The following is a 24423-nucleotide window of genomic DNA, read 5'->3' as shown; positions in this document are numbered from 1 at the left end:
TCGTCGTTGCGGATCGTTCCCGTTGCGACCGCAGTCCCCACGCGCGCACCGACGGCGTTGGAGAGCGTGACGGTGAAGGTCTCGTCCGATTCGACGGCGGTATCGCCGGTAACCTTGACGATGACCTGCTGGCTGGTGACTCCCGGCGCAAAACTGAGCGTCCCGGTCGTGGCGGCGTAGTCCTGACCGGCGGTCGCCGTGGTGTTGCCGGTGGCGTAGTTGACCGTGACGGTCTTGGTCGAGGATTTCGAAAGCGTCACCGCGAAAGCCGCGTTCGAGATGCCCGAATTGCCCTCGGCAACAATCGCATTGGTGATCGACACGGTCGGTATCGCGGTCTGCGCACCTGCGATCAGGCCCTGCCACTTACTGACGGTGCCGGCGTCCTTGGCCACGATGTTGGTCATCTGCAATTGGGAGACCGGGACATTCCGCAGCGTGTAGCTGTGGTTGTTGCCGACGACGGCGATAACGGCGGAACCGGATTTCTCGCTGACGTCGAACTGGGTTGGCGCCATCCAGCCGAAGTCCAACTTGTCGGTGACCGGATTGAAGCTCAGCACCGGATTGGTGCCCCAAGCCCAGGTGATCGGCGTGGTGGTGCCGGCGGTGGTGGCAACCGCGGTCTGGCCGGCCGTCACGGTCTTCGTCGTCGCCGTCCGGTTCGCCCGGCGCGTCGCCGCCAGCACCACCCAGGACACCGGGGACTCAGCCGGGCCTCCCGGGTTGGTCCCCGACAGCGGGGCCAGCAACGACTGCAGCACGTTCCGCAACGGAGGGACAGCCTTCGCGGTCGCCGGCGTCCTGGGCCACAGCGCAGCCGCCGGTGAGACGGCAGCCGCCGGAGCGACGGCCGCCGCCGGCGGCGGTATGGCCACCGCCGGGGCGGTCGCTGCGGCCGGCATGGGTAGGGCTTGGACCGCGGCCCTGACCGCCTCACGGATGTCGGCGGGCGGTGCGGCCTGGTCTCGGCGACTCCGAGAGTTGTCAGCGGGCGCTTTGCGCCTGGCCGCTGGCGCCTTGCGGGCCGGCGGGTCCGAAGCGCCGCGGCGTTTCGCGATCTCGGTGCGAGGGACGCTGCGCCGCGGGGCAGTTCGGCCGGAGACGACGGTGTCCTCGTTCCCCGCGCTGGGTGAATCGGGATCCGGCACGATGTCGGCTACCGCCGGTGTGAGGCCCGGACCGCCGATGACGGTCCCGATGCCCAGTGCCGCGGCGAGCAGTCCCACGCGACCGACCGACAGGGAAAACTCGATGAACTTCCGCATTTGCAGCCTCCGCCGCGATTAATGAGTCTTAGCTGGAAAAAACGCGGGGAGCATCCCGGCGCGACTCGCGACCCTCGACCCCGACGAGATGGTTTATCAGCTCCTACTAATTACGCGCTTAGGTGATTCCTATCACAATCCGTGCCTGGATTGAAACCCTTCATCGTTGCCGAACTGCGGGATTGCACTGTCCCGCTTGGAATCTCACTGTGCGACGGGGAGGTGGCGTCAGTGTCAGGGCAATCCGACGACCCCATGCTTCGCGGTTGTGGCCAGCATTCCTGTGATATTCCAGCTATTCACAGCAACCCACTTCAGGGTCGTGAGGAGATTTGCTGAGCGTCCGGGAAATTGCGGGCTCCCGACTACCTAGATTGGGCTTCGGCGCCGGCGCCCATTAGGGTGTCACGAGCACTCGGCACAGGTAGGAAGCGCACAAACCGGGATGAATCCAAACCAGACAACCGTCGGCGTCGTCGCCGAGTCGGGGCCTGAGGAGCGCCGTGTGGCACTGGTGCCCAAGGCGGTCACGGCGCTGGTCAACTCGGGAGTGGCGGTCGTGGTCGAGTCCGGTGCCGGTGAGCGTGCCCTGCTGCCCGACGAGCACTATGTCGCCGCGGGCGCGACGATCGGTGACGCCTGGAGTTGCGATGTCGTTCTCAAGGTCGACCCGCCGACGCAGGCCGAGGTGTCCCGGCTGCGCTCCGGTCAGACGCTGATCGGCTTTCTGCACCCGCGCAACGCCGACAACCAGATCGCAGCCCTCAAGTCGGCCGGCGTTCAGGCGTTCGCCGTCGAGGCCATCCCACGGATCTCCCGCGCCCAGGTGATGGACGCGTTGTCCTCGCAGGCCAACGTCGCCGGCTACAAGGCCGTACTGCTGGCGGCCAGCGAGTCGACCCGCTTCTTCCCGATGCTGACCACCGCCGCCGGCACGGTCAAACCCGCCAGCGTGCTGGTGCTCGGCGTCGGTGTGGCCGGCCTGCAGGCGCTGGCGACGGCAAAACGGCTGGGCGCCAAGACGACCGGATACGACGTACGCCCCGAGGTCGCCGACCAGGTGCGCTCGGTGGGAGCCCAGTGGCTCGACGTCGGGATCGACGCGGCCGGCGAGGGCGGTTATGCGCGCGAGCTCACCGACGAGGAGCGTGCCGAGCAGCAGCGGAAATTGGAACGGGCCATCGGCGGCTTCGACGTCGTCATCACCACCGCGCTGGTGCCGGGCCGGCCGGCTCCGCGACTGGTGACCGCGGCGGCGGTGCAGGGGATGAAGCCCGGCAGCGTGGTCGTCGACCTCGCCGGCGAGACCGGCGGCAACTGTGAGCTGACCGAGCCGGGTCAGACCGTCGTGCGGCACGGCGTGACGATCGCCTCGCCGCTGAACCTTCCGGCCACCATGCCCGAGCACGCCAGTGAGCTGTATTCCAAGAACCTGACGTCGCTCCTGGAGGTGCTGATCAAGGACGGCGCGCTCGCACCGGACTTCGACGACGAGGTCGTCGCGGCCTCCTGTGTCACCCGCGAGGTGCTGAACTGATGTACACCCAGCTGCTGGCCAATCTGGCGATCCTGGTGCTGGCCGGCTTCGTCGGCTTCGCGGTGATCTCCAAGGTGCCCAACACCCTGCACACCCCGCTGATGTCGGGCACCAACGCCATTCACGGCATCGTGGTCCTCGGCGCGCTGCTGGTACTGGGCAACTTGCCGGCCGACGCGCACTGGGGGGTCCGCATCATCGGCTTCGTCGCGCTGGTGTTCGGCACGCTCAACGTGATCGGCGGTTTCCTGGTCACCGACCGCATGCTGGGCATGTTCAAGAGCAGGAAGAAGGAACTCCCCGCCGGGAAGACCGAGGCGAAAGAGCTCACCAAGTGACCTACCTCGTCGACGTCCTCTACATCTTCGCGTTCTCGCTGTTCATCTACGGCCTGATGGGACTGACCGGTCCCAAGACGGCGGTGCGGGGCAACTGGATCGCGGGCATCGGTATGGCGATCGCCGTGATCGCGACGCTGATCAAGGTCCGGGACACCGCGGCGATCAACTGGATCCTGATCGCGGCCGGCCTGGCGATCGGCGTGATCCTGGGGGTGCCGCCGGCCAAGAAGACCAAGATGACGGCGATGCCGCAGCTGGTCGCGCTGTTCAACGGCGTCGGCGGCGGCACCGTCGCTCTCATCGCCTGGGCGGAGTTCATCGAGACCAAGGGCTTTTCGGTTTTCAAACCCGAGCAGTCCCCGACCGTGGCCCTGGTGGTCGGGTCGCTGTTCGCGGCGATCATCGGCTCGGTGTCGTTCTGGGGCTCGTTGGTGGCCTTCGCCAAGCTGCAGGAGAACATCATCCCGAAGAATGTCGAGAAGGCATTCGTCAAGGGGGCGAAGCTCTTCCAGGCAGCCAACATCGTGCTGCTGCTCGCGGCCGTCGCCGCTGCGGTCTACATCGGACTGCACGCCGGATCTGAGAAAGCCCTGTCGGTCTGGTGGATCGTGCTGCTGCTGGTCTTGGCCGGCATCATGGGCCTCTTCGTGGTGTTCCCGATCGGCGGCGCAGACATGCCGGTGGTGATCTCGCTGCTCAACGCGATGACCGGATTGTCTGCTGCCGCAGCAGGTCTGGCGCTGAACAACACCGCGATGATCGTGGCCGGCATGATCGTCGGCGCGTCGGGTTCGATCCTGACCAACCTGATGGCCGTTGCGATGAACCGCTCCATTCCGGCGATCGTGTTCGGGTCCTTCGGCGGCGACGCCGCCGCGGCGGGCCCGGGTGGCGCGGAGCAGGGCGCGGTCAAGGCGACCTCGGCCGGCGACGCGGCGATCCAGATGGCCTACGCCAACCAGGTGATCGTCGTTCCGGGCTACGGTCTTGCCGTCGCCCAGGCCCAGCACGCCGTCAAGGAGATGGCGGACCTGCTGGAGGAGAAGGGCGTCGAGGTCAAGTTCGCGATCCACCCGGTTGCCGGTCGTATGCCGGGCCACATGAACGTGCTTCTGGCCGAGGCCGACGTCGACTACGACGCAATGAAGGAAATGGACGACGTCAACGGAGAATTCCCGCGCACCGATGTGACTTTGGTGATCGGCGCCAACGACGTCACCAACCCGGCGGCCCGCAACGACCCCTCCAGCCCGATCTATGGAATGCCGATCCTCAACGTCGACCAGTCGCGTTCGGTGATCGTGCTCAAGCGGTCGATGTCCTCGGGCTACGCCGGTATTGAGAACCCGCTGTTCTTCGGTGCCACCACCTCGATGCTTTTCGGCGACGCCAAGAAGTCCGTGGGCGAGGTCATCGAGGAACTCAAGGATCTGTAGCGCGCTAGAAGGGCGGCGGGTCGGCCTGCCAGCGCGCCTCGTTGAGCCCACGCTCCCAGCGGATGCGGGCGGCGCGCTCCTCGGAGCGGGTGCGCCTTCGGCCGGGCATCATCAGCGTGCGGTTCCGGCCGGAAATCGCCTGGCGGGCTTCACGACTCGCCTCACCAGTGGGCTCGGCAAACTGAGGGAAGAACAGTGTCCCGCCCGGTTTGGTGGTGTAAGTGCGCCCCGTCGGGGAGGTGAACACGATCGTGCCATCGCTGAACTGCTGCTCCGACCAACCGCGCGGGCCGATCCAGAACGTCTTGAGAAGATGGTGTGTGCGACAGCGCAACGAAAGATTGGTCGGGTGCGTCGGGCCCCCGAGCTGCCAGGGCACGGAGTGGTCGATATCGCAGTACTCGGCAGGCTTGTCGCAACCGGGGAAGCGGCAGTGCAGGTCGCGGCAACGGATGAAGTCGGCCAGGGCCGCCGACGGCCGGTAGCGCGGTTCGGCGCACAACAACGCCGGTGGGGTCAGCGGGCGCAGCCGCGCATGCTTGGCGAGTTCACGCAACATCGCCGGGGGCACGGTTCCGTAGCCGGGCAGGTAACCACCCGATGGTGCGGTTCCGCCGGCGCCGCCAGCCTCGGCGATCAGATGAATCACCACGCCCGCCGGCGCGACCCGGGGCGCGGGGCAATCAGGGGCGTCGCACTCACAGCCCAGGGTCTGCCGACTGCCCGTCAAAGCGCTCAGCGCGTCGGCGCGGCGTTGCCGTCTGTTCCGCGGATCGGTCCGGCAGACGGCGTCCGCCATGCCGTCGAGGGTGCGTTCGAGCAGAGCGGCGTCCGGTGCGCGCAACGCGCCCCAGAACTCCACCATGCCGTCGCGCGCCTCGCCGAACTCGATGTGACGGTCCTCGGCGGCGTCTCGGGCCTTGCGCAGCGCCGCGGGGTCCAGGTTGGCGACCCACCGGTCGATCACCTCGGCCAACCGCCTGCGCGACAGCCGATTCCAGCTGCCGGCCCGGCCGGCGAGGACCTCATCGATCCGGGCGAGTATCTCCGCGTCGGTGATCAGCCCGGTCCGGAACACCGCCGCGGCGACCACCCGGAAGTCCAACTGCCCGGTGGCGAACACCGCGCCCAGCCGCGGCAACCGCTCCAGCAACTCGATCCCGTAGTTCATCTGGGCAGAGGCTCGGCCGCGGCTGATGCCCAACTCCGCGCCGACCTCCGCCGCGGCCGCCTCCCAGTTGTCGACGCACCACCGGACCCGGTCCTGCGCACCCGCCGCGCCCATCCGCCGCTGACACAGGCGCCCTGCCGCGAGCAACCGCCGGGCGACCGCCACCCGCTCCTGACGCTGCGCGGCGGCCATCTCGGCGAGCAACTCCGAATCGCCCAGTGTGTCGAACATGTGTTCGATGATGAAGGCGGGGTCTGACATTGCTACGCTTGCCGCCTTGTGACCGACTGGACCAGCACGGCGGCGCGGCCGGACCCGATGCGACTGCGCCTGGATTCCTACCCCGTCCGCGGCGAGGTGGCCACCCGCTACGGCGACATGGACGCCAACGCGCACCTGAACAATCTCGCCCTGGAGTCGTTGCACGAGAACGCCCGCGCGACCATGAACCAGGGATTGTTTCCGCAGGCCTACCGCGCCGGTGAGAAGCCCTTCCGGCTGGTCACATCGCAGAACGCGGTGCACTTCCTGGTCGAGGCGCACTGGCCTTCGATGATCCAGACCGGTGCCGGGGTGGGCCGGATAGGACGGACGTCCTTCGTCGCATCAACCGGTCTGTTCCTGGACGGAACCTGCCTGGGGGTGTGCGACACGGTGCTGGTGATGATCGGTGATGACGGACCGACGCCACTGCCCGACACGTTCCGGGCGCGGTTGCAGGCGGTGGTGCTGGGTCAGACCGGCGGGTAGGCCGGCGTCCCGGTCCAGTCCGTGCCGCGCAGCGCCCAGGGGAGCCAGCTGAAGAAGTACTCGATCTCGTCGGTCGCGTCGTAGTCGGGGTTCGGATCCGGATTCATCTCTAACCTCCTAGGGCGTCCGACTCGGGGTGAGTGTATCCCCTCACCGCCCCGCAGCGGGGGCGGATGGCCACTCATTGCCTAGACTGTCCAACCAGTTGATAGGGAGGGCCGTATGCCACCGGATAACGGGACGACCCGGCGCGAGGAGCTGCTGGCGGTCGCCACCAAGCTGTTCGCGGCGCGCGGCTACCACGGCACCCGGATGGACGACGTCGCCGACGTGGTCGGCCTGAACAAGGCGACGGTCTACCACTACTACGCCAGCAAGTCGCTGATCCTGTTCGACATCTACCGTCGCGCCGCCGAGAACACCCTGGCCGCGGTGCACGACGATGAGTCCTGGACCGCCCGCGAGGCGCTCTACCAGTACACCGTGCGGTTGCTCACCAACATCGCCGACAACCCCGAGGGTGCGGCGGTGTACTGGCAGGAACAGCCCTACATCACCGAATGGTTCACCGACGAGCAGGTCGCCGAGGTCCGGGAGAAGGAGACCCAGGTCTACGAGCACCTTTCCGGCCTGATCGACCGCGGTATCGCCAGCGGAGAGTTCTTCGACTGCGACTCACACGTGGTGGCACTGGGCTACATCGGCATGACGATGGGCGCCTACCGGTGGCTGCGCCCGGATGGCCGGCGCTCCGCCAAGGAGATCGCCGAGGAGTTCTCGACAGCGCTGCTGCGCGGCCTGATCAAAGACTCCGGGATCCGCACCGAAAGCCCGCTGGGCCCGGACCGGCGCAGGGCCCGGGTCTGATGCCGCTGGTGAGCAGGACCGTCGAGGTCAACGCCGGCGCCGCCGAGATCCTGGGAATCGTGGCCGACTTCGAGGCCTACCCGCAGTGGAACGAGGAGGTCAAGGCCGTCTACATTCTCGCCCGCTACGACGACGGCCGGCCCAGCCAGCTGCGCGTCGACACCGAAATCCAGGGCCACCAGGGCACTTTCATCCAGGCGGTCTACTACCCGGGGCCGGCGCAGATCCAGACCGTGATGCAGCAGGGCGAGCTGTTCACAAAGCAGCACCAGTTGTTCTCGGTGGTCGAGATGGGTCCGTCGAGCCTGCTCACCGTCGACCTGGACGTGGAGACCTCGATCGCGGTGCCGGCGATGATGGTCAAGAAGCTCGTCAACGACGCTCTGGACCACCTCGCCGGAAACCTCAAGGGGCGGGCCGAGCAACTCGCGTCCGGTGCCTAGCGCCGAACCATGGACATCCCCGGCCTTCACGAGCCGTATCTGTCCCGGCGGCAGAACTGGATCACCCAGCTGTCGCGGCACGCACTCATGCAGCCGGACGCCCCGGCGATCCGGTTCGACGGCCGCACCACCACCTGGGCGGAACTGAATCGCCGGGTCGACGCGCTGGCGGCAGGGCTCCACCGGCGCGGCGTCGGCAGCGGCGACCGGGTGGTGATCCTGATGCTCAACCGTCCCGAATTCGTCGAAACCTGTTTGGCCGCAACCAGACTCGGTGCCATCGCGGTTCCGGTGAACTTCCGGCTGACCCCGCCGGAACTGGCCTATCTGGTGGGAGACTGCGGGGCCGCTGTGATGGTCACCGAACAGGCACTGGCGTCGGTGGCCGCGACGGTCCGGGAGATCGCGCCCGGGCTGTCGACGGTCATCGTGGCCGGCGCGCCGACGGAAGGCGCGGCGCCGGGCTACGAGGACCTGGTCGCCGAGGACGGAGATCCGGCGCCGCCGGCCGACGTGCCCAACGACAGCCCGGCGCTGATCATGTACACCTCGGGGACCACCGGGCGCCCGAAGGGTGCCGTGCTCACCCACGCCAACCTGGCCGGCCAGGCCCTGACGGCGATCTACACCGCCACCCCCGAGACCGGCGACGTCGGGTTCATCGGCGTGCCGCTGTTCCACATCGCCGGTATCGGCAACATGCTGCCGGCGCTGACCATGGGCACGCCGACCGTCATCCACCCGCTGGGCGGATTCGATCCGGGCGGTCTGCTCGACGTACTGGAAACTGAGCAGGTCACCGGGCTCTTCCTGGTCCCGGCCCAATGGCAGGCCGTGTGCGCCGAACAGCGGGCCAGACCGCGGAATCTCCGGCTGCGCCGGATGTCCTGGGGCGCGGCGCCGGCGTCGGACACCCTGCTGCGCCTGATGGGGGAGACCTTCCCGGGCTGTTCGATCCTGGCCGCCTTCGGGCAGACCGAGATGTCGCCGGTGACCTGCATGCTGCCCGGCGAGGACGCGATCCGGAAACTCGGTTCCGTGGGCAAGGTCATCCCCACCGTCGCGGCCCGCATCGTCGACGACGACATGAACGACGTACCGGTGGGGGAAGTCGGCGAAATCGTTTACCGCGCACCGACTCTCATGGCTGGTTACTGGAACAACCCGGAGGCGACCGCGGAGGCGTTCACCGGTGGCTGGTTCCACTCCGGAGACCTCGTCCGCAGCGACGACGAGGGCTACATCTGGGTGGTCGACCGCAAGAAGGACATGATCATCTCCGGCGGGGAGAACATCTACTGCGCCGAGGTGGAGAACGTTCTGGCCGCGCACCCGGCCATCACCGAGGTGGCCGTCATCGGCCGCCCCGACCCGAAGTGGGGAGAGGTCCCGGTCGCCGTCGCCGCGGTCTCCCAGCCACTGCGGCTGGAGGACCTCGGGGCCTTTCTCGATGCCCGGCTGGCCCGTTACAAGCACCCCAAGGCCCTGGAAGTCGTCGCCGAATTGCCCCGCAATCCGGCTGGGAAGGTCCTGAAAGCCCAGTTGAGAGTCATGTTTTGCAACGCCGGAATACCGACCTCGGCGCAATAGTGCGGATGCGATACGTCATCTCCGCGGTATCGGGTATGTTCCTGTGGTCTCGCTTACTACACGACGTAGGGGAGAGCTAGGTCACAACGTAGGGCGAAGGAGGGGTACGTGCCGAACGGTCTGCCCTCACGTCACGCCGGGGAGGTCCGGCAGTGACTGCAACCGCGCTGATCCGCAAGCGTTTCAACGGCCCGATGCAGGCCCTGGGCGGCTTCTTCCGGATGTGCACGCTGACCGCCAAGGCGCTGGTTCGGCCCTTCCAATGGAAAGAGTTCCTGAACTACAGCTGGTTCCTGATGACGGTGGCCCTGCTGCCGACCTTCGCGATGTCTATCCCGCTGACCGTTCTGATCATCTTCATCTTCAACCTGCTGCTCACCGAGTTCGGCGCCGCAGACGTGGCCGGCGCGGGTGCGGCCCTGGCCTCGGTCACCCAGCTCGGCCCGCTGGTGACCGTGCTCGTGGTGGCCGGCGCCGGCTCCACCGCCATCTGCGCGGACCTCGGCGCCCGGACCATCCGCGAGGAGATCGACGCCCTGGAGGTGCTCGGCATCGACCCGATCCACCGCCTGGTGGTGCCCCGGATCGCCGCGGCGATCCTGGTCTCGGTCCTGCTCAACGGCGCGGTGATCGTCATCGGCCTGGTCGGCAGTTTCATCTTCGGCGTCTACGTGCAGAACATCTCCGCCGGCGCCTACGTGCAAACCCTGACCCTGATCACCGGGCTGCCCGAAGTGGTCATCGCGGTCGCCAAGGCGGTGGCGTTCGGCCTCATCGCCGGCCTGGTCGGCTGCTACCGCGGACTGACGGTGGGCGGTGGCGCCAAGGGTGTGGGAATCGCGGTGAACGAGACCCTGGTCCTCTGCGTGGTGGCACTGTTCGCGGTCAACGTGATCTTCACGACGATCGGCGTCCGATTCGGAACGGGGCGATAGATGGCGACTGCGACCGCGACACCGAAGGTTTCGATCCCGTCGAAATTCCCTGCGCTGTCGGACAAGTGGGCGAAAGCGCCCGGGAAATTCCTGGACAGCACCGGAAAGATCGCCTGGTTCGCCATCGAGTCGATCAAGGAGATCGGCCACGCCGTCCGGCACTACCCCAAGGAGATCGTCCGGCTGATCGCCGAGGTCGGGATGGGCGCCGGGGCGATGGCAGTGGTCGGCGGCACCGTGGCCATCGTCGGGTTCATCACCCTCTCCGCGGGGTCGCTGATCGCCATCCAGGGCTTCGCGTCGCTCGGCAACATCGGGGTGGAGGCCTTCACCGGATTCCTGGCCGCCATGGTCAACGTGCGCCTCACCGCCCCGATCGTCACCGGACAGTCGATGGCCGCCACGGTGGGCGCCGGCGCCACCGCGGAGCTGGGCGCGATGCGAATATCCGAGGAGGTCGACGCCCTTGAGGTGATGGGCATCAAGTCCATCTCGTACCTGGTGTCCACCCGCCTGGTCGCCGCCTCGGTGGTCATCATCCCGCTGTACGCGATGTCGCTGATCATGGCCTTCCTGGCCGCGCAGATGACCACCACCCTGCTCTACGGCCAGTCGTCGGGCACCTACTCCCACTACTTCCACACGTTCCTGCGCCCCAACGACGTGTTCTGGTCGTTCGTCGAGGTCATCATCATCTCGGTGTTCGTGATGCTCAACCACTGCTACTTCGGCTACAACGCCTCCGGCGGCCCGGTCGGGGTGGGCGAGGCGGTGGGCAAGTCCATGCGGGCTTCGCTGGTGCTGATCCAGTTCGTCGTCCTGGCCGCTTCGTTGGCGCTCTACGGCACCGACCCGAACTTCAACCTGACGGTATAGCCATGACAGCACCGCTGAACGACACGCGTACCCCGCCCTACCGGCTGGCGGGGCTGATCCTGCTGCTCATCTTCGCCCTGATCACCGTGTTCGTGATCCTGCAGTTCCGTGGCACGCTCAAACCGAAGACCCCCCTGACGATGGTGGCCGCCCGGGCCGGCCTGGTGATGGACCCCAACGCGAAGGTCACCTACAACGGCGTCGCGGTCGGCCGGGTCAAGACGATCGGGCCGACCCAGGTGGACGGCAAGGAAGCGGCGAAGTTCGCCCTCGAACTCGACCCGAAGTTCATCAAGTTCATCCCGGCCAACGTCGACGCCGACATCCAGGCCACCACGATCTTCGGCAACAAGTTCGTGGCGCTGTCGTCCCCCAAGGACCCGTCGCCGCAGCGCATCAGCCCGTCCGACGTGATCGACGCCCGCAGCACCACCACCGAGTTCAACACCCTGTTCGAGACGGTCACCAACCTCGCCGAGAAGATCGACCCGGTCAAACTCAACCTGACCCTGTCGGCCACCGCCGAGGCGCTCACCGGTCTGGGCACCAAGCTGGGCCAGTCGCTGGTCAAGGCCAATGTCGCGATGGACAACCTCAACCCGCGGCTGCCCCGTCTGCAGTACGGCGTGCAACGGCTCGCCGACTTCGCCGACATCTACACCGCAGCCGGCCCGGACTTGTGGAATTCCCTGGACAACGCGCTGACCACGGTTCGCACCCTCAACAACCAGCAGGGCGACCTGGACGCGACCCTGCTCGGAGCGGTCGGGTTCGGCAACACCGGCGCCGAGGTCCTCGAAAGCGGCGCCCCCTATCTGGTGCGGGCGCTGTCCGACCTGACCCCGACCGCCCGGCTGCTCAATACCTACAGCCCGCAGCTGTTCTGCATGATCCGCAACTACGCCGAGGTGCTGCCCCTGGCGCTGGACGGCTTCGGCGGCAACGGCTACTCGCTGGCCGACCACGCCAAGCTGATCGGTGCGCCCAACCCCTACATCTACCCGGACAACCTGCCGCGCGTGAATGCCCGGGGCGGCCCGGGCGGGGCGCCGGGCTGCTGGCAGAAGGTGGACCGTAACTTCTGGCCCGCGCCCACCCTCATCGCCGACACCGGTGCCTCGATCGCGCCGTACAACCACTTCGAGATCGGTCAGCCGCTGTTGACCGAGTATGTCTGGGGCCGCCAGTTCGGGGAGAACACGATCAACCCATGAGTATCAAGGGAACGGCAATCAAGCTGGCGATCGTCTCGACGATCCTCGCACTGTGCACTGCCATGCTCATCGTGGTGTTCGGCAACCTGCGCTTCCAGCGGTTCGCCTCGTACGAGGCCGAGTTCAGCAACGGCAGTGGTCTGAAGGCCGGGCAGTTCGTCCGGGCCGGTGGCGTGGAAGTCGGCAAGATCAGATCTGTCCGGCTGCTCGAGAACGGGCAGCGGGTCGTGGTGAAACTCGCCGTCGACAAGTCCCTGCCGCTCTACCAGTCCACCGGCGCGCAGATCCGGTACGCCAACCTGGTCGGCGAGCGCTACGTGAACCTCGACCGGGGCACCGGGGACGGTATGGACAAGATCCTGCCGCCGGGCGGCCTCATCCCGCTGGCGCGCACCCAGCCCGCTCTCGACCTGGATGCCCTGATCGGCGGCTTCAAGCCGCTGTTCAAGTCGCTCGACCCGGAGAAGGTCAACAACATCGCCACCTCGCTGGTCACCGTGTTCCAGGGGCAGGGCGGGACGGTGGCCAACATCCTCAGTCAGACCGCCCAGTTGACGTCGACCCTGGCCGACCGGGACAAGGCGATCGGCGAGGTCATCACCAACCTCAACGTGGTGCTGGGGACCGTCAACAAGCACCAGAAGGAGTTCGACTCCACGGTCAGCAACCTGGAGATCCTGGTCACCGGCCTGAAGAACCGGGCCGATCCGCTGGCCGGCGCGATCGCCGACATCAGCAACGCCTCCGGGACACTGGCCGGCCTGCTCAGCGACGACCGGCCGCTGCTGCAGCAGACCCTGGGCAAGCTGGAGACCATTCAGGCCCCGCTGGCCGATGACCCGGCCAAACTGGACAAGCTGCTCACCGAATATCCGACCGCGATCAATCTCATCGGCCGGGCCGGCGGCATCTACGGTGACTTCTTCAACTTCTATCTCTGCGACCTCACTCTGACCCTCAACGGCCTGCAGCCCGGCGGCCCGGTTCGAAAGGTCCGGATCACCAAGCAGCCGACGGGGAGGTGCACACCGCAGTGAGGTCCCTGCAAACGAACAATCGCGTCCGACTTGGCATCCTGGGCCTTCTGGTCCTGGTCATGGTCGTCCTCGTGGGACAGAGCTTCGCCAGCATCCCGATGCTGTTCGCCAAGCCGATGTACTACGCGCACTTCGCCGACTCGGCCGGGTCGGCCCCCGGCGACAAGGTCCGCATCAGCGGCTACGACGTGGGCCAGATCAAGTCGCTGAAGATCGACGGGGACCGGGTCAAGGTCGGTTTCACACTCGGCGACTACCGCATCGGCACCGACAGCCGGCTGTCGATTCGCACCGACACCATTCTGGGCAAGCGGGTCATGGAGATCGACCCGCGCGGAAACAAGCCGCTGGCGGTCAACGGAGTGCTGCCGCTGGAGCAGAGCACCACGCCGTATCAGCTCTACGACGCGTTCTCCGATCTGACCTCCAACACCAGCCAGTGGGACCTCACCGCCGTCAAGCAGTCGCTGAACGTGCTCACCGAGACGCTGGACGCCAGCCGGCCCGAACTCAAGGCGGCACTCGACGGCGTCAGCCGGTTCTCCGACACCATCGGCAAGCGCGACCAGCAGTTCAAAGACCTTCTCGCCCAGGCCAACAAGGTGGCCGGCGTGCTCGGCAACCGCAGCGAGCAGATCAACCGGCTGCTGGTCAACGCCGGCGTGCTGCTCGGCGCGGTCAACCAGCGCAGCCAGGAGGTCGACCTCCTGCTCAAGAACATCTCGGCGGTGTCCCAGCAGTTCGCCGGCTTCATCAACGACAACCCGAACCTCAACAACGTGCTGACGCAGTTGCAGACCATCAGCGACGTACTCGCGCAGCACAAGGAGGACCTGGCGTTCTCGATCACCACCGCGTCGAAGTTCATGGGCTCGCTCACCGAGGCGATCGGCTCCGGGCCGTACTTCAAGACGCTGCTGGTCAACATCCTGCCGTACCAGATCATCCAGCCCTGGGTGGACGCCGCGTTCAAGCAGCGCGGAATCGATCCCGAGGAGTTCTGGCGCAACGCCGGGCTGCCGGCCTACCAGTTCCCGGACCCGAACGGCACCGCGCACGGCAACGGCGCCCCGCCGGCCGCCCCGCCGGTGTTCGAGGGCACCCCCGACCATCCCGGACCCGCGGTCGGACCGGGCGCGCCGTGCTCCTACACCCCGCCGCCGGACGGCATCCCGTCACCGGCCAACCCGCTGCCGTGCGCGGCGGCCACCCAGGGCCCCTACGGCCCGGTGCCAGGCGGCTATCCGCCCCCGGACGTGGCCGTCTCCCAGCTGAATCCGGCTGCGCTGACGCCCAACCACGGCGTCCCCGCGGCGGCCGTGCCCGGACAGCCCGGCGCCCTGATGCCCGGCGCACCCGGACCCGCGCTGGCGCCCGGCCCGCCGGGAGCCCGGACGGTACCGGTCCCCGGCCCGGACGTTGCACCCATCGACACGGGAGGGGCGTAGCCGATGTCCGTGCGTAATGTGGGCCTCAAGAAGGTGACCCAGGGTGGTGTGGTCGTCGCGGTCGTGGTGACGGTGCTCGCGCTGGCGGCGGCCTTCATCGGATACCGGATGTACAAGAAGGCGACGACGACCAACGTCAGCGCCTACTTCTCCGACACCCTGGCGGTGTACCCGGGAGACCGGGTGCAGATCATGGGTGTCAAGGTCGGCGCCATCGACAGCATCGAGCCGCAGGGCGACCGGATGAAGGTCAACTTCCACTACGACAGCCAGTACAAGGTCCCGGCCAACGCGACCGCCTCGGTGCTGAACCCGACCATCGTGGCCTCCCGCACCCTGCAGCTTGATCCGCCCTACACCGGCGGTGCGGCCCTGGCCGACAATGACGTGATTCCGTTGGAGCGCACCAGGATTCCGGTGGAGTGGGACGACATCCGCGCGCAACTGGACAAACTGGTCACCGAACTCGGCCCGGCCGAGGGCAAGCCCGGCGACAAGGGTGCCCTGGGCGACCTGGTTGATTCGCTGGCCGACAACCTCAACGGCAAGGGCAAGGAGATCAACACCACCTTCCGCGCCCTGTCCGATGCGGTCGCGGCGCTCAACGAGGGCCGCGGTGACCTGTTCTCGGCCACCAAGAGCCTGGCGGTGTTCGTCAACGCGCTGCACCAGAACGACAAGCAGTTCGTGGCACTGAACAACAATCTCGCCACCTTCACCTCGCTGCTGAACAACTCCGATCAGGAGATGAGCCGGGCGCTGCAGGAGATCGACAGCCTGCTGACCACGGCCCGCAAGTTCGTCGACGACAACGGCACGCTGCTCGCCCGGGACATCAACAACCTGGCCGACGTGACCAACGCGCTGATGCAGCCCGACGCCCGCAACGGGATCGAGACGCTGCTGCACGTCTACCCGACGCTGGCCGCCAACACGTCGAACATCTACCACCCGACGCACGGCTCGATCGTCGCGATCCCCGCGGTGGCCAACTGGGCCAACCCGATGCAATTCCTCTGCAGCGCCATCCAGGCGGGCAGCCGGCTGGGCTACCAGGATTCCGCCGAACTGTGCGCGGAGTACCTCGCGCCGATCCTGGACGCGACCAAGTTCAACGCGCCGCCGTTCGGGGTGAACCAGTTCACCACCGCCGAGACGCTGCCCAAGTACGTGGCCTACTCCGAGGAGCGGTTGCGTCCGCCGCCGGGATACAAGGACACCACGGTGCCCGGCGTGTGGTCGCGCGACACCCTTTTCTCGCACGGCAACCACGAGCCCGGCTGGATCGTCGCGCCCGGCATGCAGGGTCTGCAGGTGCAGCCGTTCACCGAGAACATGCTCACCCCCGACTCGCTGGCCGCGCTGATGGGCGGGCCGGATCCGGCCGGATACCCGGCGGGCGGGCCGCGCGGCGGTGCCCCGTCGAACTCCTACGATCAGCTCAACCCGCTGCCGCCGCCGTGGTACCCGCCGGCACCGCCGCCGCCGGCCCCCGGCCCGGACGTGATCCCGGGACCGCTTCCGGTCAGCCAGCAGATCGGCCCGCCGGCTCCGGGGACGGTCGCGCCGGCTGCCGCTCCGATGCCACCGATGCCCGCTCTACCAGCAGAAACGGGGGCCGGACAGTGACCTCAATGAGCAACCTCGGGCGTCGCGGGCTGGCTCTCGGAGTCACCGCGATGGTGTTGACCTCCTGCGGCTGGAAAGGCATCGCCAACGTCCCGCTGAATATCGGGCCGGGCAGCGCCAAGGGGTCGGAGACCTACTACGTGCAGATTCCGGACACGCTGGCGCTCAACGTCAACAGCCGGGTCAGGGTCGCCGACGTGTTCGTCGGCACCGTGCGCAAGATCCAACTCAAGGACTGGATCCCCACCCTCACCCTGAGCGTGGACCCCGGAGTCAAGCTGCCCGCCAACGCCACGGCGAAGATCGGCCAGAGCTCGATCCTCGGCACCCAGCACGTCGAACTCGCGTCCCCGGCCAACCCGTCCTCGCAGCCGTTGCGCAACGGCGACATGATCCCGCTGGACCGCACCACCGCGTTCCCCACCATCGAGCGCACGCTGGCCAGCCTGGCCACCGTGCTGCGCGGCGGCGGCATCCCCAACCTCGAGGTGATCCAGAACGAGGTCAACAACCTGCTGACCGGCAACGCCGATCAGATCCGGGGCTTCTTGAACCGGCTCGACGTGCTGACCGCCGAGTTGAACAAGCAGCGCGACGACCTCGCGCGGGCGATCGAGTCGACCAACAACCTGTTCTCCTACGTGGCCAGCCGCAACAACACCCTCGACCAGTTGCTGGTCGACCTGCCGCCGCTGGCGGCCTATCTGGCCGGTGCCCGCGACCGGGTGGCCGACGCGGTGGTGGCGCTGGGCCGCTTCGGCAAGGTGACCGGTGAGACGCTGTCGGCGGCCCAGGCCGACCTGCGCACCAACCTCGACGTCCTGCAGCGGCCGCTGGGTCAGATCGGCAAGGCCTCGCCGTACTTCCTCGATGCGATGCGCCTGATCATCACCAACCCCTACCCGCTGGACAACATCCCGAAGGTGATCAGGGGCGACTACATCAACCTGTCGCTGAACCTGGACGCCACCCTCAGCTCGCTGGACAACGGCCTGCTGACCGGCACCGGCGTACAGGGCATGCTGCGGGCACTCGAGCAGTCGTGGGGCCGGGATCCGAGCACGATGATCCCCGACATCCGGTTCACTCCGCATCCGAACATGACCGACGGCGGCGGGCCGTTCGTCGAGCGCGGGGAGTGAGGACACTGCCATGATGCTGACCCGCTTCATCAAGTCCCAGCTGGCGATCTTCGCCGTCCTGACCGTGCTGGCGATATTGGCGCTGAGCCTGTTCTACCTGCGACTGCCCAGCCTGGCCGGGATCGGTCAGTACCCGCTGAAGGTGGATCTGCCGGCGGCCGGCGGCCTGTACAAGACCGCCAACGTCACCTACCGGGGTATCACGATCGGCCGGGTGACCGACGTGCAGCCGACCGAGACCGGCGCGCGGGCGTTCCTGAGCATCAGCGACAAGTACAAGATCCCCTCCGACGCCTCGGCCAACGTGCGGTCGGTCACCGCGGTGGGCGAGCAGTACGTGGACTTCGTGTCGACGACCGGCGACCCCGGCGAGTACTTCAAGCCCGGAGAGACCGTCACCAAGAGCACCATCCCGGTGCCGATCGGGCCGGCGCTGGACCGGGCGAACGCCGCACTGGCCGCGGTCCCGGCCGGCAAGATCCCCAACCTGCTCGACGAGACCGCCCAGGCCGTCGGCGGACTCGGGCCCACACTGCAGAAACTGGTGGACAACACCCAGTCCTTCGTCGGGGCGCTGACCGACAACATCGGGGACATCAACAGCATCGTCGACAACTCGCCGCCGATCTTCGACAGCCAGGTGCAGTCGTCCTCCGCGATCTACGCGTGGGCGGCCAACCTGAACTCGCTGACCGCCCAGCTCAAGGAGCAGGACGGCGCGGTCAGCAGCATCCTGGCGCAGGGAGCGCCGACGACCGAGCAGCTCAACACACTGTTCGTCGACGTCAAGGACGCTCTGCCGCAGACGCTGGCGAACCTGGAGATCATCATCGAGATGCTCAAGCGCTACAACAAGGGCGTGGAGCAGGCACTGGTGCTGCTGCCGCAGGCGCCGGCGGCCGGCCAGGCCGTCGCCGCGCCGTTCCCCGGCGAGGCGTCACTGGACCTCGGCCTGTCCATCAACCAGCCGCCGCCCTGCCTCACCGGCTTCCTGCCGGCTCCGCAGTGGCGCTCTCCGGCCGACACCAGCATGAAGCCGGTCGAGGACGGCCTGTACTGCAAGGTGCCGCACGACGTTCCGTCCAACACCGTTCGCGGCGCGCGCAACATCCCCTGCGTCGACGTGCCCGGCAAGCGGGCCGCCAGCCCGGCGGAGTGCCGCAGCGACGAGCCCTACGTCCCGCTGGGCACCAACCCCTGGTACGGCGATCCGAACCAGATCGTCAACTGCCCGGCGCCGGGCGCGGTGTGCGACCAGCCGGTGAACCCGGGCACGGTGATCCGGGCGCCCTCGATCAACAACGGGCTCAACCCGCTGCCGGCGGATCTGCTGCCGCCGCCCACCGCGCCCATCAGCGACGCGCCGTCGAAGCCGGGCCAGGGGTCGGTGCAGTGCGCCGATCCCGCGGCGCCGGTCGACATCAGGGGCGTCCAGCCGGGCTGGCCGCAACCGGGCCAGTGCAACTACTCCCCGGCGGGCACTCCGGCGGCCAATATGTCGGCAACCTACAATGCCGCAAGCGGCGATATCGTCGGGCCGGACGGCACGACGTACACCGTCGAGAACTCGACCACTACAGGAGACGACGGATGGAAGGAGATGCTGGCTCCGGCCCGCTGACCCCAACCCCGCCACTCACGGCTGACGAGACGGTAGTAACTGATCCTGAGCTCAGTGATCACGTGGATGACGCTGGGAGCGGCTCCCGGCTGTCCGGTTCGCTGCTGAACCGGGTGATCGCCGGCGTCGCGGCCGCCGCGGTGCTGCTCACCGTGGCCGGTGTGTTCGCGCTGATCGGCAGCCGCCGAAGTGCCGCCGCCGCCAACGACGAAGCGGTGGCGGTGGCCGCGGCCAAGGACTGCATCACCGCCACCCAGGCCCCCGACGTCAAGGCGATGAACGACAGCCAGCGGAAAATCGTCGAGTGCTCCTCGGAGAACTATGCGGCCCAGGCGAATCTGTACGGCGGTCTGCTGGCGGACGCCTACCAGACGGTCAACGCCCAGGTGAAGGTGAGCGACATGCGGGCCGCCGCCGAGAAGCACAATCGGGACGGCTCGATCGACGTCCTGGTCGCGACCCGGGTGCTGATGTCCAACAAGGAGCAGCTCAACCAGGAGCTGAGCTACCGGCTGCGGGTCCGGATGGTGCCTTCGGACGGAACCTACAAGATCGACAACATCGAACCGGTGAGCAAGTGACGGTCGTGCTCGACAGCGCCCTGGACGACCGCGAGGCCGATCAGCGACCCGGGCCGGACGGGCGTCCGGCCGGCTGGTGGGCCCGGGCCGGAGCCTTCGGCATCGACGTGCTGCTGGGCGCCGCGGTGGCGGCCGGGCTGCTGCTGGTCGGCTGGTCCGCGGCGGGCTGGCTGAGGTGGGCGTGCCTGGTTGCGGCCGCGGTCGTGATCATCGGGGTCGCGGTCAATCGGGTCGTGTTGCCGGCGCTGACCGGCTGGAGCCTCGGCCGGGCGGTGTTCGGGATCGCCGTGGTCGACCGCGACGGTGAGCCGGTGGCCCCGTGGCGGTTGCTGCTGCGCGACCTGGCCCATCTGCTGGACACGCTGCCGTTGTTCCTCGGCTGGCTCTGGCCGCTGATCGACCGGCGCGGGCGCACCTTCGCAGACATCCTGGCCGGCACGCAGGTGCGCGAGGTCGACGGCCCGCGGCCCGACCGTCGCCGGCTGGCCGCCGCGGTGATCGCCGGCGCGGCGGCGCTGTCGATGCTCGCCGCCGCGCTGGGATACGCGTTCGTCTACCGCGGTCAGCGGGCGGTGGAGCGGGCGCGCGAGCAGATCGCCGTCGAGGGGCCGAAGATCGTCACCGACATGCTCAGCTACAAGAAACAGACCATCGCCGACGACTTCGCCAGGGCGCAGTCGCTGGTCACCGACGGCTACCGCCCGGAACTGGCCAAGCAGCAGGACGCGGTCCGCAACGCGCCGGTGGACAACGACTACTGGGTGAGCAACAGCGCGGTGCTGTCGGCGACCGCGGACCGCGCCGTGATGCTGTTGCTGCTGCAGGGCCAGCGTGGCGCCGAACCCAACCAGCGATTCGTCACCGCCTCGGTGCGGGTGGACTTCGAGAAGAGTGATCGCTGGAAGCTGTCCAACCTGGCGGTGCTCTCGGCGCCCAAGCCCGCCGCCGAACCGACGAAGCCCGGCCAGTGAGCCCGCGCCGCAGGATCACCACCGCGCTGTTCCGGATGCCGGAACCGCAGCCCGGGCGGCGCCGGGTGGCGGTGGTGGCGGCGATCGCGGCGGTGCTGATCTCCGCCGCGGTGGCGGCCAGTGCCCTGATCTTCGCCAAGGCCGAGGGCGACCGCCGCGCGCAGATCCGGGATGCCGCGGTGCTCACCCTCGCGCGCACCTTCGTCACCCAGTACACGTCGCCGGATCCGTTCAACGCCAACGACTATGCCAAGAAGGTGCTGGCTCTGGGCACCGGCAACTTCGCCAAGCTGTACTCGGAGAAGATGAACCAGGTCGTCGTGCAGGTGGCGCAGGCCGAGCCCGGATTCGGGTCGGTTCAGGAGGTCGGCATCGAACGGTGGAACCCCGACGGCAGCGCAAGCGTCATCGCGGTGGCGAATATGACGACGAAGATGCCCGACGGGAAGAAGATCGACAGCGGCAGCCGCTGGGAGATCACGGCCGTCAAGGAAGGGGACCAGTGGAAGGTCAGCGACCTGATCCAGGTGCTGTGAGCACCGAGGTTGAGGACACCGAGGTCGAGGTCACCGAGGTCACCGAGGTCACCGAGGCCACCGAGGCCACCGAGGATACCGAGACCGTTCCGCCGGTGGACGACACGGCTTCGGCCGACAGCGCCGGCGGTCCTTCCGGGGTGCGTAAGTGGCTCTCGCACAACAGGAGAACCGCCACCATCGCCGCGGCGGCCTCCTTCGTGGTGGCGGCTGGGTTCGCCGGGGCCGCGGTCGAGCCGTACCTGATGAACCAGGCGGTCGTCGCGACCAAGCTACGGATCGCGCGGACCGCAGCCGACGCGATCACCACGCTGTGGAGTTACACACCCGAGGACATGGACAGGCTGCCGGACCGCTCCGCTAAGTACCTCGCCGGCGACTTCGAGGAGCAGTACCGCAAGTACGTCGATGCCATCGCGCCGACGAACAAGCAGGCGAAGGTCACCAGTTCCACGAAAGTGGTTGGGGCGGCGGTGGAATCGCTGCGTGGTTCGGACGCCACGGCGATCGTCTACACCAACACCACCTCGACCTCGCCGCAGAACAACAACATCCCGGCGATGAAGTACCTGTCCTACCGCCTCGAGCTGCAGCGCCACGGACGTGACTGGCGGGTCACGAAGATGACCACGGTCACGTCACTGGACCTGTCGCCGAAGCTCGGCCTGTAGCCCTCAGTCGAACGCCAGCCAGCCGGGAAGCGCCCGCTCGCCGGCATCGCACAGCACCGCGACGGTGTCGCAGGAGCCCCGCGGCGAGCCCGCCCCGGCCCACATCCCGCCGGTGTCGCGGCGCAGTACGATCGCCGACGACGAGCCTCCGTCGAGCAGCACCGCGGTGTCGCTGCCCAGGCCCCGGAAGAGGTCCTGAATCTGGTCGGGGGTGTAGCTGCCGCCCTGGAAGATGTACAACTCGTCGCCGTCCCTGGTGTAGGCCACCGCGGTCCGGGCGGCACTCGGCCCGGGATCGTTGAGCTGTCCGGTGTCCCCGGGCGCCAGCAGCTTCAGGCCGGCGACGGCGACGAACCGCGTTCCGCTGTCGACCAGGCCGGCGATCACCGGGGTGGCCGCGTCGTAGTCGCGGGCGTCCCGGGGCGCCACCAGGTAGGGCGCCCCGTTCACCGGCAGGATCAGCGTCGTCAGCGCCGTCCAGACCTCGTCGCCGCCGGAAAGTGCCTGCTTGCCGGGGTAGGCCAGCGTGCCGGTGACCGCCATGTTGGCCCGGCCCCCGTCGCCGGTGTTGTCGATGTAGGCGCCCAGCGGCGAGCTGCACCCGGTCACCTTCCAGTTGCCGCCGCGCTGTCTGCGGACGTCGAAGAAGTTGGCGTTCACCGCGATGGCCGGCCGGCCGAGCACCTGCCAGGCCTGCACCGGGGCGTAGGTCTCGGCGGCCTGGGTGAGTCCCTCGGCGGTGCGCGCGCCGGGGCTCAGCTCGCAGCGGGCCTGGTAGCCCTGATGGGTGTCGACCAGCAATCGCGGGGACAGTCGCTGCGACGCCGCTTTGATGATCATCAGCCGCCCGCCCCGGGCCATCTCGTACCAGGCGCCGGCCGCGTTGAGCATCGGCGCGGGGAAACCGGCGCCGAAGCTGTACACCAGATAGCTTCCCCGGGTGGTCGCGATGGCCTGGGCGAGCTGGTCGCGCGCCGCCGCGTGGCCGACGGGCGCCGGGGCGCAGACCAGGGTCGCGCACGCCGCCGCGGCGGCCAGTCGCCGGATCCGGCGCATCGCGTGACCTTTCGATTCGTCGGTGCTGCGTCACACGATAACCACATCAGTAACAGTGTCAACATAAGTAACAGCGGGGTGACTATCGGACGGCGGCGGTATCACGTCCGGCCGCTACCCTTGCCCTCTATGACGCCCTCCATGACCACGCGCGCTGAGCGGACGTTCTCCGGGGTCGGCGGGGTACCCATCGTCTACGACGTCTGGACCCCGCCGCCGCCGGTGCGCGGCGTGGTGGTGCTGGCGCACGGGTACGGCGAGCACGCCCGGCGCTACGACCATGTGGCCCAGCGCTTCGGCCGGGCCGGCCTGGCGACCTATGCACTGGACCACCGCGGACACGGCCGGGCCGGCGGCAAGCGGGTCCGGGTCCGTCACATGCGGGAGTTCGTCGACGACTACCGCACTCTGGTCAGGATCGCCACCGGGGAGCATCCGGGGGTCACCCGCATCGTGCTCGGGCACAGCATGGGCGGCGCCATCGCGTTCGCCTACGGCGTGCAGCACCCCGACGAGTACGACCTGATGGTGCTGTCCGGTCCGGCGATCGCCGCACACACCGGCGTCTCCACGGCCAAGGCGATCCTCGGCAAGGCGGTCGGCTCGATCCTGCCCGACCTGCCGATCGAGGCGATCGACCCGGAACTGGTGTCGCGGGACCCGAAGGTGGTGGCGGACTACAAGGCCGACCCGCTGGTGTACCGCGGAAAGATCCCGGCCGGCATCGGGAAGGCGCTGCTGCTGGTCGGCGAGAACATGCCCGCCCGCGCTCCCGGCATCACCGCCCCGCTGCTGGTGGTGCACGGCGAGGAGGATCAGCTGGTCTCGGCAGAGGGCAGCAGGCGCCTGGTGGAGTGCGTCAGGTCCACCGACGTCTAACTGAAGGTCTACCCGGAGCTCTACCACGAGGTGTTCAACGAGCCCGAGCGCGAGCAGGTCCTCGACGACGTCGTCACATGGATCACGGCTCGGCTTTGACGCTGCGAGTGCGGTCGGCGCTGGCGGCCCTGGCGTTGGCGGCGTCGGCGATGACGACGGTGCTGGCCGGCTGCCGCACCACCGCCGAGCGGGCCTGGGTCGACGACGAAGTGACCTTCCCCGCCGGCGGCCTGACGGTGCACGGCACCTACCGCCACCTCGCCGGCGAGTCCGGGCCCGCGGCCCTGCTGATCTCCGAGAGCGGCGCCACCGACCGCAACGGCGACAACAACGTGGCCGGGCCGATCGGCAACATGCGCCAGCTGGCGGCGTACTTCTCCGACCGCGGTGTGGCCACTCTGCGCTACGACAAGGTCGGTACCGG

The 24423-nt window shown here is 68.1% G+C and carries 23 protein-coding genes and 2 pseudogenes; 21 read left to right on the top strand and 4 right to left on the bottom strand.

Going from position 1 to position 24423, the window contains the following annotated elements; all coding sequences use genetic code 11:
- On the bottom strand, nucleotides 1-701 hold a 701-nt coding region (locus ACKOQ4_RS04760; protein ID WP_526289351.1), incomplete at its 3' end, for a Calx-beta domain-containing protein.
- A 1012-nt stretch (nucleotides 702-1713) separates the two neighbouring features.
- On the opposite strand from ACKOQ4_RS04760, the gene ACKOQ4_RS04755 reads away from it, so the two are divergent.
- Genes ACKOQ4_RS04755 through ACKOQ4_RS04745 form a run of 3 tightly spaced genes read left to right on the top strand, consistent with a single transcriptional unit; the run spans nucleotide 1714 to nucleotide 4582 of the window.
- Nucleotides 1714-2805, top strand: coding sequence for a Re/Si-specific NAD(P)(+) transhydrogenase subunit alpha (locus tag ACKOQ4_RS04755; protein ID WP_526289349.1), 1092 nt, complete (start codon nucleotides 1714-1716; stop codon nucleotides 2803-2805).
- Complete coding sequence (locus tag ACKOQ4_RS04750) at nucleotides 2805-3143, top strand: proton-translocating transhydrogenase family protein (protein ID WP_526289347.1); 339 nt, start codon at nucleotides 2805-2807, stop codon at nucleotides 3141-3143. Before ACKOQ4_RS04755 ends, ACKOQ4_RS04750 begins: the two co-directional genes overlap by 1 nt.
- On the top strand, nucleotides 3140-4582 hold the full coding sequence (locus tag ACKOQ4_RS04745) for an NAD(P)(+) transhydrogenase (Re/Si-specific) subunit beta (protein ID WP_526289345.1): 1443 nt from the start codon (nucleotides 3140-3142) through the stop codon (nucleotides 4580-4582). The genes ACKOQ4_RS04750 and ACKOQ4_RS04745 overlap by 4 nt, the downstream gene beginning before the upstream one ends.
- A 4-nt stretch (nucleotides 4583-4586) precedes the next feature.
- Here the strand turns inward: ACKOQ4_RS04745 and ACKOQ4_RS04740 are convergent, their stop codons facing one another.
- Nucleotides 4587-5984 (bottom strand): HNH endonuclease signature motif containing protein, encoded by a 1398-nt coding sequence (locus tag ACKOQ4_RS04740; protein WP_526289343.1) that lies wholly within the window; start codon nucleotides 5982-5984, stop codon nucleotides 4587-4589.
- Nucleotides 5985-6032: 48 nt separating this feature from the next.
- Here ACKOQ4_RS04740 and ACKOQ4_RS04735 point away from each other — a divergent pair, with 48 nt between their 5' ends.
- Nucleotides 6033-6503: an acyl-CoA thioesterase gene (locus tag ACKOQ4_RS04735; protein WP_526289341.1), complete on the top strand. Its 471-nt coding sequence runs from the start codon at nucleotides 6033-6035 to the stop codon at nucleotides 6501-6503.
- Here ACKOQ4_RS04735 and ACKOQ4_RS04730 read toward each other — a convergent pair.
- Nucleotides 6488-6610, bottom strand: a complete 123-nt coding sequence (locus ACKOQ4_RS04730) for a hypothetical protein (protein ID WP_525597415.1) — start codon at nucleotides 6608-6610, stop codon at nucleotides 6488-6490. The genes ACKOQ4_RS04735 and ACKOQ4_RS04730 overlap by 16 nt on opposite strands.
- 115 nt (nucleotides 6611-6725) lie before the next feature.
- On the opposite strand from ACKOQ4_RS04730, the gene ACKOQ4_RS04725 reads away from it, so the two are divergent.
- The 15 genes from ACKOQ4_RS04725 to ACKOQ4_RS04655 all read left to right on the top strand — a co-directional run bounded on the left by ACKOQ4_RS04725 (nucleotide 6726) and on the right by ACKOQ4_RS04655 (nucleotide 22064).
- A complete protein-coding gene (locus tag ACKOQ4_RS04725; RefSeq protein WP_526289339.1) occupies nucleotides 6726-7370 on the top strand; it encodes a TetR/AcrR family transcriptional regulator in 645 nt (214 codons plus the stop codon).
- On the top strand, nucleotides 7370-7813 hold the full coding sequence (locus ACKOQ4_RS04720; RefSeq protein WP_526289337.1) for an SRPBCC family protein: 444 nt from the start codon (nucleotides 7370-7372) through the stop codon (nucleotides 7811-7813). The genes ACKOQ4_RS04725 and ACKOQ4_RS04720 overlap by 1 nt, the downstream gene beginning before the upstream one ends.
- Before the next feature lie 9 nt (nucleotides 7814-7822).
- Nucleotides 7823-9403: a fatty-acid--CoA ligase FadD5 gene (gene fadD5, locus ACKOQ4_RS04715; protein ID WP_526289335.1), complete on the top strand. Its 1581-nt coding sequence runs from the start codon at nucleotides 7823-7825 to the stop codon at nucleotides 9401-9403.
- A gap of 194 nt (nucleotides 9404-9597) precedes the next feature.
- Nucleotides 9598-10338, top strand: a complete 741-nt coding sequence (locus tag ACKOQ4_RS04710) for an MlaE family ABC transporter permease (protein WP_526289353.1) — start codon at nucleotides 9598-9600, stop codon at nucleotides 10336-10338.
- Nucleotides 10339-11214: an MlaE family ABC transporter permease gene (locus ACKOQ4_RS04705; protein ID WP_526289333.1), complete on the top strand. Its 876-nt coding sequence runs from the start codon at nucleotides 10339-10341 to the stop codon at nucleotides 11212-11214. It abuts the gene before it with no gap.
- A 2-nt stretch (nucleotides 11215-11216) separates the two neighbouring features.
- Complete coding sequence (locus ACKOQ4_RS04700) at nucleotides 11217-12428, top strand: MCE family protein (RefSeq protein ID WP_526289331.1); 1212 nt, start codon at nucleotides 11217-11219, stop codon at nucleotides 12426-12428.
- On the top strand, nucleotides 12425-13465 hold the full coding sequence (locus ACKOQ4_RS04695) for an MCE family protein (protein WP_526289329.1): 1041 nt from the start codon (nucleotides 12425-12427) through the stop codon (nucleotides 13463-13465). Before ACKOQ4_RS04700 ends, ACKOQ4_RS04695 begins: the two co-directional genes overlap by 4 nt.
- Nucleotides 13462-14913 (top strand): MCE family protein, encoded by a 1452-nt coding sequence (locus ACKOQ4_RS04690; RefSeq protein ID WP_526289327.1) that lies wholly within the window; start codon nucleotides 13462-13464, stop codon nucleotides 14911-14913. The genes ACKOQ4_RS04695 and ACKOQ4_RS04690 overlap by 4 nt, the downstream gene beginning before the upstream one ends.
- 3 nt (nucleotides 14914-14916) lie before the next feature.
- Entirely contained in the window at nucleotides 14917-16542 is a 1626-nt protein-coding gene (locus ACKOQ4_RS04685) for a virulence factor Mce family protein (protein WP_526289325.1), read from the top strand.
- Between the two features lie 5 nt (nucleotides 16543-16547).
- Nucleotides 16548-17684, top strand: coding sequence for an MCE family protein (locus tag ACKOQ4_RS04680; RefSeq protein WP_526289323.1), 1137 nt, complete (start codon nucleotides 16548-16550; stop codon nucleotides 17682-17684).
- 13 nt (nucleotides 17685-17697) lie between these two features.
- On the top strand, nucleotides 17698-19305 hold the full coding sequence (locus tag ACKOQ4_RS04675) for an MCE family protein (RefSeq protein ID WP_526289321.1): 1608 nt from the start codon (nucleotides 17698-17700) through the stop codon (nucleotides 19303-19305).
- A gap of 62 nt (nucleotides 19306-19367) precedes the next feature.
- The gene (locus ACKOQ4_RS04670; RefSeq protein ID WP_526289319.1) at nucleotides 19368-19886 is read left to right on the top strand and encodes an Mce protein; all 519 of its coding nucleotides are present in this window, start codon (nucleotides 19368-19370) and stop codon (nucleotides 19884-19886) included.
- Entirely contained in the window at nucleotides 19883-20857 is a 975-nt protein-coding gene (locus ACKOQ4_RS04665; RefSeq protein ID WP_526289317.1) for an RDD family protein, read from the top strand. The genes ACKOQ4_RS04670 and ACKOQ4_RS04665 overlap by 4 nt, the downstream gene beginning before the upstream one ends.
- On the top strand, nucleotides 20854-21393 hold the full coding sequence (locus ACKOQ4_RS04660) for an Rv1363c family protein (protein ID WP_526289315.1): 540 nt from the start codon (nucleotides 20854-20856) through the stop codon (nucleotides 21391-21393). The genes ACKOQ4_RS04665 and ACKOQ4_RS04660 overlap by 4 nt, the downstream gene beginning before the upstream one ends.
- A complete protein-coding gene (locus ACKOQ4_RS04655; protein ID WP_526289313.1) occupies nucleotides 21390-22064 on the top strand; it encodes an Mce protein in 675 nt (224 codons plus the stop codon). Before ACKOQ4_RS04660 ends, ACKOQ4_RS04655 begins: the two co-directional genes overlap by 4 nt.
- Nucleotides 22065-22067: 3 nt before the next feature.
- On the opposite strand, the gene ACKOQ4_RS04650 is transcribed toward ACKOQ4_RS04655, so the two are convergent.
- Nucleotides 22068-23120: a phosphodiester glycosidase family protein gene (locus tag ACKOQ4_RS04650; protein WP_526289311.1), complete on the bottom strand. Its 1053-nt coding sequence runs from the start codon at nucleotides 23118-23120 to the stop codon at nucleotides 22068-22070.
- A gap of 141 nt (nucleotides 23121-23261) precedes the next feature.
- Between ACKOQ4_RS04650 and ACKOQ4_RS04645 the strand changes: the two are divergent.
- A pseudogene (locus ACKOQ4_RS04645) lies at nucleotides 23262-24098 on the top strand (alpha/beta hydrolase).
- A gap of 50 nt (nucleotides 24099-24148) precedes the next feature.
- Nucleotides 24149-24423: pseudogene (locus ACKOQ4_RS04640) on the top strand (hypothetical protein); the annotation flags it as partial.

Source organism: Mycobacterium sp., from assembly GCF_046095365.1.
Lineage (GTDB): Bacteria > Actinomycetota > Actinomycetes > Mycobacteriales > Mycobacteriaceae > Mycobacterium.
The sequence above is the reverse complement of the archived record's forward strand: the minus strand, read 5'-3'. Positions and strand labels throughout refer to the sequence as shown.

Bases quoted from the DNA above. Each gene is read 5' to 3' on its own strand.
- ACKOQ4_RS04755 (WP_526289349.1), top strand. From the start codon at position 1,714: ATGAATCCAAACCAGACAACCGTCGGCGTCGTCGCCGAGTCGGGGCCT.
- ACKOQ4_RS04750 (WP_526289347.1), top strand. From the start codon at position 2,805: ATGTACACCCAGCTGCTGGCCAATCTGGCGATCCTGGTGCTGGCCGGC.
- ACKOQ4_RS04740 (WP_526289343.1), bottom strand. From the start codon at position 5,984: ATGTTCGACACACTGGGCGATTCGGAGTTGCTCGCCGAGATGGCCGCC.
- ACKOQ4_RS04730 (WP_525597415.1), bottom strand. From the start codon at position 6,610: ATGAATCCGGATCCGAACCCCGACTACGACGCGACCGACGAGATCGAG.
- ACKOQ4_RS04725 (WP_526289339.1), top strand. From the start codon at position 6,726: ATGCCACCGGATAACGGGACGACCCGGCGCGAGGAGCTGCTGGCGGTC.
- ACKOQ4_RS04720 (WP_526289337.1), top strand. From the start codon at position 7,370: ATGCCGCTGGTGAGCAGGACCGTCGAGGTCAACGCCGGCGCCGCCGAG.
- fadD5 (WP_526289335.1), top strand. From the start codon at position 7,823: ATGGACATCCCCGGCCTTCACGAGCCGTATCTGTCCCGGCGGCAGAAC.
- ACKOQ4_RS04710 (WP_526289353.1), top strand. From the start codon at position 9,598: ATGCAGGCCCTGGGCGGCTTCTTCCGGATGTGCACGCTGACCGCCAAG.
- ACKOQ4_RS04705 (WP_526289333.1), top strand. From the start codon at position 10,339: ATGGCGACTGCGACCGCGACACCGAAGGTTTCGATCCCGTCGAAATTC.
- ACKOQ4_RS04700 (WP_526289331.1), top strand. From the start codon at position 11,217: ATGACAGCACCGCTGAACGACACGCGTACCCCGCCCTACCGGCTGGCG.
- ACKOQ4_RS04695 (WP_526289329.1), top strand. From the start codon at position 12,425: ATGAGTATCAAGGGAACGGCAATCAAGCTGGCGATCGTCTCGACGATC.
- ACKOQ4_RS04685 (WP_526289325.1), top strand. From the start codon at position 14,917: ATGTCCGTGCGTAATGTGGGCCTCAAGAAGGTGACCCAGGGTGGTGTG.
- ACKOQ4_RS04680 (WP_526289323.1), top strand. From the start codon at position 16,548: ATGAGCAACCTCGGGCGTCGCGGGCTGGCTCTCGGAGTCACCGCGATG.
- ACKOQ4_RS04675 (WP_526289321.1), top strand. From the start codon at position 17,698: ATGCTGACCCGCTTCATCAAGTCCCAGCTGGCGATCTTCGCCGTCCTG.
- ACKOQ4_RS04650 (WP_526289311.1), bottom strand. From the start codon at position 23,120: ATGCGCCGGATCCGGCGACTGGCCGCCGCGGCGGCGTGCGCGACCCTG.